This is a genomic window from Pauljensenia hongkongensis (assembly GCF_001746855.1).
GTDB lineage: Bacteria > Actinomycetota > Actinomycetes > Actinomycetales > Actinomycetaceae > Pauljensenia > Pauljensenia hongkongensis.
The window spans coordinates 1789890-1796655 of the sequence record NZ_CP017298.1 but is presented as its reverse complement, the minus strand read 5'-3'; the positions used below and the strand labels follow the sequence as shown (position 1 = coordinate 1796655).

3 protein-coding genes are annotated in these 6766 nt (G+C 73.9%); 2 read left to right on the top strand and 1 reads right to left on the bottom strand.

Features of this window, described 5'->3' with window-relative positions:
• Positions 1-418 precede the first annotated feature (418 nt).
• Positions 419-1567, bottom strand: coding sequence for a PfkB family carbohydrate kinase (locus BH719_RS07425; protein ID WP_050790638.1), 1149 nt, complete (start codon positions 1565-1567; stop codon positions 419-421).
• Positions 1568-1852: 285 nt separating this feature from the next.
• On the opposite strand from BH719_RS07425, the gene BH719_RS07420 reads away from it, so the two are divergent.
• Complete coding sequence (locus BH719_RS07420) at positions 1853-3121, top strand: hypothetical protein (RefSeq protein ID WP_157098212.1); 1269 nt, start codon at positions 1853-1855, stop codon at positions 3119-3121.
• 65 nt (positions 3122-3186) lie between these two features.
• The coding region (locus tag BH719_RS07415) for a DUF3418 domain-containing protein (RefSeq protein WP_009744202.1) at positions 3187-6766 on the top strand (3580 nt) is incomplete at its 3' end.

Here is a 6766-nt window from a genome sequence, read left to right as displayed (position 1 = left end):
ACCACGAGCGGCCCCGTTCCCAGCGACCGGGCCGACCAGCCGCGCCTGATGACCGGGCCCACCGGCCGCCAGCCCCACCGCTGATCCCTCCCGGCTCCAGCCGCGGCATCGGAGCAGAAAACCACCTACGGTTAGCCCCCATCGGGGCAGGTTAACCCCATTGGGGCAGGAAACCACCCATTGGGGCAGGCTAATAACCTACCCCAATGCACCGTAACCTACCCCAATGCGACAACGCACCCGCCCCAGCAGTGCCCGGCTGCGGAGAAGCTGCCCCATTGCCTACCCCAATGAGTCATTGCCTACCCCAATGCGGACCCGTGTTCTCCCCCAATGACCCATTGCCTGCCCCAATGCGGACCCGCTCTCCCCCCAAACGACCCATTGCCTACCCCGATACGGGGCCCGCCCCGCCCCTTCAACGTCCCGGAGCTCCCCCGGGCCCACCGGGTTCTGCGGCGGGGCCCGCCTCGAAGCTCTCCACGAAGCTCTCCACGCACCGTTGCAGCTCCGGGCTCGACAGCCACCTCCTCGTCCCGAAGGAGGCCACGGAGACGCGCGCGACCGCCGAGGCGAAACGGATGAGCCCCCGCGGGTCACTGATCGGGGCACCGACCCTCCTGTAACGGGCGCACCCCCATGCGAACGCCCCGTGGAAGGCGTCGCCCGCGCCCAGGGTGGACGCGGCGTCCACGGGCTCCACCTCCACTTCCCCCGACCGGCCGTCCCACCAGAACTGGACGGGCCCCGGCCCTTGGGTGCGCACCGTCCGGGTGATGCCGAATCCGCGCAGGAACCCGGCGACTTGGGCGCCGTCGGGCGCGCGCAGCAGCGGCGGGGCGAAATCGGCGGACACGACTGCCACGTCGACGAGGCCGAGCAACGGGGTGAACCAGTCCTTCCAGGAGCCGCCGTCGAGCACGCGCAGGTGCGCGGGCCTCGCCTCGAGCTCCGCGAAGGGGTCGTCGGGGTCGGTGGCGGGGTGCGTCCCCGCGGTGAGCGCCGACTGGGCGAGGCCGGGGTTGTGCCCGTCGACTAGGACGACGTCCCAGGGCCGCGCGGACTCCAGCGCGCGGCGGGCGAGGGCCGGATCCGCCTCGACCCTGGCGTTCGTGGAGGCCACCATGCGGCCCCCGGGGTGCTCGATGATGCCGGAGACCGCGGGCCCGCTGCTGTTCGAGGCGGCGGTCGCGTCGACGAGGCGCACGCCCGCCTCCGCCAGGTCGGCGCGCAGGAACTCGGCCGCGGCGCCCGCCCCGAGGGCGCTGAGCAGGACGGCCCGGGACCGGCCGGAGCCTTCCGCGCCCGCTTCCAGGGCCCCTGCTCCTGGGGCGGCCGCCCCGTCGCCGTCTTCGGCCCTGGCGTTGCCCGCGCCAGCTGCTCCCGTGCTGGGGCGCAGGCGCCCTGCCGCCCGCTCGAGGGCCGCGAAGGCGATGGCGGCGTTGGTCGCGGGCCCTCCGGCTGCCATGACGTGGTCGGTCGAGGTCACTTTCACCGTCGGGTCCGGAACGTGGTCCAGCGCGTGTATGACGTCCAACGTGGTCAGCCCTGCGAAGAGTCCGTTCATGGACTCATTATCCATTGGCGGCCCACGCAGGGGACGGGGCGCGGACGGCCGCGCCACCACGACCAGCAGCAGCGCACGGCGGCCCACGCAGGGGACGGGGCGCAGACGGCCGCGCCACCACGACCAGCAGCGCACGGCGGCCCAAGCAGGGGATGGGGCGCGGCCGCGGCCCCACGCGCGCCAGCATGGCGCCCAGCCCGGGTTGCCACCGCCGCCGACCAGAAAGTGATGAGAAGAGCGCTGCATTATACCCACTACTGGACGGCTATGCACTACCATCAGTGAATGGACGATAATCCCACTCCCAGTCCGCAGTCAGATCCCGTTATTCCCCCCAACGGGCCCCCTTCGCCCGCAGGCGGCGCGCCCGCGACCCGGACGAGGGGGCTCGCCACGGTGATCGCCGTCGCCGCGGCCGTCATCATCGCCCTGGTCGCGGCCCTCGTGTGGTCGGCCACCCGCCAAGGCGGCGAGCCGTCGGTCCCCCCCACGGCAGCGCAGTCCTCCGCGCAATCCGCGGCGCAGTCCTCTTCTGCCCAGTCCTCTTCGGCCACCCCCTCCCCCACATTGACGGCCACCGCCCCCACGGCCGACGACCTCGCTGACGCGCTGCTGGCGGTCCCCGACGGCTGCACCGTCGACGCGCTGAAGGACGCGGAGGGGAAGGTGCGGTTCTCGGAGGGGACCGCCCGGGCGAACGCCGGCATGTACGAGGTGTCGATCACCATTGACAGCGCCTACCAGGGATCTCTGGGGGGCGCCCCGACGACGGCGGCGCGCCTCGTGTGCCGGGGAGGAGGGGACACGATGGTCGAGGAACTCGCGTTCTACGACCCGTCGCTGGCCCTGGTCGCCGCCCTGGACGCGCGCAAGGACATCGGGGCCGCCGCGCACGCCGCCCTCGTGCGGCCGGCTTTCACCTCGGTGGAGTTCTCCGCCGACGCGCTCTCATTGCGCGTCTCCGGGGTCTCGATGTTCGGCGACCAGGCCTCATGCCCCACATGCGCCCCCTCGACCGAGGCGGTGGTCGCGATGAGGTGGAACGGCTCCGCCTTCGAGGCCGTGTCCTCGTGGTTCGACACCGCCAACGGCGCGGTCGCCGCCCCCGACCAGGCGGAGGCGCAGGGATTCTACGACGCGGTGGCGGCGGAGGACTACGCGGCGGCCGCCCGGCACGCCTCGCAGGACGACATCGCCCGCCTGCGGACCGAGGGCATCGCCGGATGCGCTCCTGACGACTTGGACACGTGCGGCATGCGGGCGGTCCAGTTCCCCGTGGGCGGACAGGTCGGCGCCTGCGGCGCGATCCCCGACGTGCGCGAGGGCAGCGGCGAGTTCACGATCCCGGGCGACCCCCTCGGCCTCGCGTTCGCCCAGTCGTGGTTCACCGGCCAGCCCTACCAGCAGGGGGACTTCGTCTGCGGCATCGACACCTCGTCCTCGGCGCGCCCGCTCTCCGCCGATGGCAGCAGGTACCCGGTGTGGCTGGTCGTCCGCCCCACTGACGACCCGCACGGCTTCACGGTGGTGTTCTTCGGCAGGGCGTTCTCCTGACCGCGGTTCCGCGGCGTGTCCAGGTCTGGGGCACTGCCATCGGCACTCGTTACACTGGGCGCATCATGCCCGGTGAACACGACAACAGGACCCCCGCCCGCCCGAAGCCCGCCCGGGGCGCGAAGGGGCGCCGGAGGGCCCGGTCCGGCGCCCGCCCCGAGCACGCCCACGTCCACAGGCCCTTCACGCCCCAGCAGCTGGCCCAGCGCGCCGCCGCGATCCCGGTGGTGGTTTTCCCGGATCTGCCGGTGTCCGCGCGCCGCGACGAGATCGCCGAGGCGATCCGGGACCACCAGGTGGTGATCGTGTCGGGCGAGACGGGCTCGGGGAAGACGACGCAGCTGCCGAAGATCTGCTTGCAGTTGGGGCGCGGCGTGACGGGGATGATCGGGCACACCCAACCCCGGCGCCTCGCGGCCCGTTCCGTGGCCGACCGCATCGCCGCCGAACTGGGGCAGACCGTGGGCCGCGCTCCGGGCCAGGTGGTCGGCTACCAGGTGCGTTTCACCGACGAGGTGGGCCCCACCACGCTGGTCAAACTGATGACCGACGGCATCCTGTTGGCGGAGATCCAGTCGGATCCGATGCTGGAGCGCTACGACACGCTCATCATCGACGAGGCCCACGAGCGCAGTCTCAACATCGACTTCATCCTGGGGTACCTGGCGCGCCTGCTGCCCGCCCGCCCGGACCTGAAGGTGATCATCACGTCGGCGACGATCGACTCGGCGCGTTTCGCCGAGCACTTCGGCCGGTGGGACGGCCCCGTGGGCAGGGGGCGCCCCGTCGAGCCCGCGCCCGTCATCGAGGTGTCGGGGCGCACTTTCCCCGTCGAGATCCGCTACCGCCCCCTGGCCGCGGACCTGGCTCCGTCGCGCTCGTCCACGCCGACCGGGTCCGACGGGGCGGAGGCCGGCGCCGCCGGCCCGGGAACCAGGGGGAGTGCAAGCGCGTCGGCCGGCGCCGGTCCGGGCAGCGGGCCGACCGGGTCCGGCACTGACGGGAGCGGGGCCACGCCGGACGGGGCCGGGGCCGGCGGGGCGGGCGCTTTCGAGCAACTGGTCCTGGAGGACCCCGACGACGACCTGCCGGCACTGGGCTACGGCTTGGGCGAGGACATCGACGTGGAGACGGCGATCTGCCACGCGGTGGACGAGCTGAGCGCGGAGGGCGACGGCGACATCCTGGTTTTCCTGCCGGGCGAGCGCGACATCCGGGACACCGAGTCGGCGCTCCTGGACCACCTGGGCGCGCGCGGGGTGCGCGCGGGCGAGGACAGGGGCGCCCTGCCTGGCTCCATCGAGATCCTGCCCCTCTACGCGCGCCTGACCGCCGCCGAGCAGCACCGGGTGTTCGAGCCGCACCGCCTGCGCAGGGTGGTCCTGGCGACGAACGTCGCGGAGACCTCGTTGACCGTCCCGGGCATCCGCTACGTGGTGGACCCGGGCCTGGCGCGCATCTCCCGGTACTCGAACCGGACGAAGGTGCAGCGCCTGCCGATCGAGCCGGTCAGCCAGGCGAGTGCGGACCAGCGGGCGGGCCGGTGCGGGCGCGTGGCGGACGGCGTCGCGATCCGCCTGTACTCCCAGCGCGATTACGAGGCGCGCCCCCGTTTCACGGAGCCGGAGATCCTGCGCACGTCCCTGGCCAGCGTGATCCTGCAGATGGCGTCGCTGGGCCTGGGGCCGGTCGAGGACTTCCCCTTCGTGGACCCGCCCGAGCGGCGGGCGGTGCGCGACGGCGTGAACCTGCTGGTCGAGATCGGCGCCCTGGCCCCGGACGGCCCCTCCGACAGGGGACCGGGCAGGGGCGAGCGCCCGGGATCCGCGCCGCGGAGCGCGGAGGGCGCCGGGGACCGCCAGGGGTCGCGCCCCAGCGCCGCGCCCTCCCCCCAGGGCACGGGATCCGGGCGGGGCGCGCCCCGTCGCGGATCTGCCCAGCCCGGGCACCGCCTCACCCGCATCGGCCGGGACCTGGCGCGCCTGCCGATCGACCCGCGCCTGGGCAGGATGCTGCTGGAGGCGGACGCGAACGGGTGCGCCTCGGAGGTGCTCGTCATCGTCGCTGCCCTGTCCATCCAGGACGTGCGCGAGCGCCCCGCCGAGCACCAGGCGGCGGCCGACGCCGCGCACGCGCGCCTGGCGGACCCCCATTCGGATTTCGTGACCTACGTGAACCTGTGGCGCTACCTCAACGTGCAGGCGCGGGACCTGTCGGGGTCGGCGTTCCGGCGCCTGTGCCGCGCCGAGTTCCTCCACTACCTGCGTTTCCGCGAGTGGCGCGACGTGGTGAACCAGTTGCGCCAGATGGCCCGCCCCCTGGGCATCGACGCGGGCCCCGTGGGGGAGCCCCCGCGCCGCGACGTCGTCGAGGCGGCCGCCTCGGGGGGAGCGGCCGATGCGGCGGCGCGCGCGGTCGTGGCCTTCACCCAGGGCACGGCGACGGTGGACGCGGACCAGATCCACCGTTCGCTGCTGGTGGGCCTGCTGTCCAACCTGGGCAGTTGGGACGAGTCGAAACGCGATTACGAGGGCGCGCGGGGCACCCATTTCACGATCTGGCCGGGTTCGGGCGTGGGAGGGCGCCCGGCATGGGTGATGGCCGCGGAGCTGGTGGAGACCTCGCGCCTCTTCGCCCGCACGGTGGCGCGCATCCGCCCCGAGTGGGTCGAGCCCGCCGCGGGCGCCCTGGTCAAACGCGTCCACTCCGAGCCCTACTGGTCCTCGTCGAAGGGCGCGGCGATGGTCAAGGAGAAGGTCCTGCTCTACGGCCTCACCCTGTCGGCGGACCGCCCGGTGCTGCTGGGCGGGCTGGGGGGCACGGTGATCGACGAGGCGGGGGCGTCCTCGTCGGGGCTGCTGGGCGCGGCGCCGGGGGCGGGGGCGCTGGGCGCGGGCCCCCTGACGGCGAGGGCTTTGGCGCGGGAGATGTTCATCCGCCACGCGCTGGTGGAGGGCGAGTGGCGCGAGCGCCACGCCTTCCAGCGCGCCAACGAGGAGCTCGTGGAGCAGGCCAGGGAGGTGGAGCGGCGCAGCCGCACCCACGGGCTGGTGGCCGACGAGGAGGCGCGCTTCGCCTTCTTCGACGACTTGGTCCCCGAGGACGTCGTGTCGGCCGCGCACTTCAACCGCTGGTGGAAGGGGGAGCGCCGCTCGCGCCCGGACCTGCTCACCTACCCGCGCGCCCTGCTGCTGCCGCGCGGGGCGGGCGAGGGGGACGGCTTCCCCGACCACTGGGTGGGCGGGGACGTGCGCCTGCCCGTGTCCTACGAGTTCTCGCCCGGGTCCCCGCGGGACGGTGTGAGCGTGCGCGTTCCGGTCGAGGCCCTGGCCCGCGTGAGCGACGAGGGCGCGGACTGGCTGGTGCCGGGGATGGTGGAGGAGCTGATCACGGGGACGATCCGCGCCCTTCCCAAGGCAAAGCGGCGCCTGCTGGCGCCCGCGCCCGAAACAGCCGCCCGCATCGCGCAATGGTTGGCGGACAATCCATCGGGTGCGTCCCCGGCCAACGACCGGGCCGTCCCCACCCGCGCCGACGACCGCGAGGACCCCGCTTCCCTGTCCGCCGCGATGGACCGCCTGGCCCGGTGGGGGCGTCGACGGGCGCGGCGCGCGCCGACCGCCCCCGCTCCGGGGCCGGGGGGAA

Bases quoted from the DNA above. Each gene is read 5' to 3' on its own strand.
- BH719_RS07425 (WP_050790638.1), bottom strand. From the start codon at position 1,567: ATGAACGGACTCTTCGCAGGGCTGACCACGTTGGACGTCATACACGCG.
- BH719_RS07420 (WP_157098212.1), top strand. From the start codon at position 1,853: ATGGACGATAATCCCACTCCCAGTCCGCAGTCAGATCCCGTTATTCCC.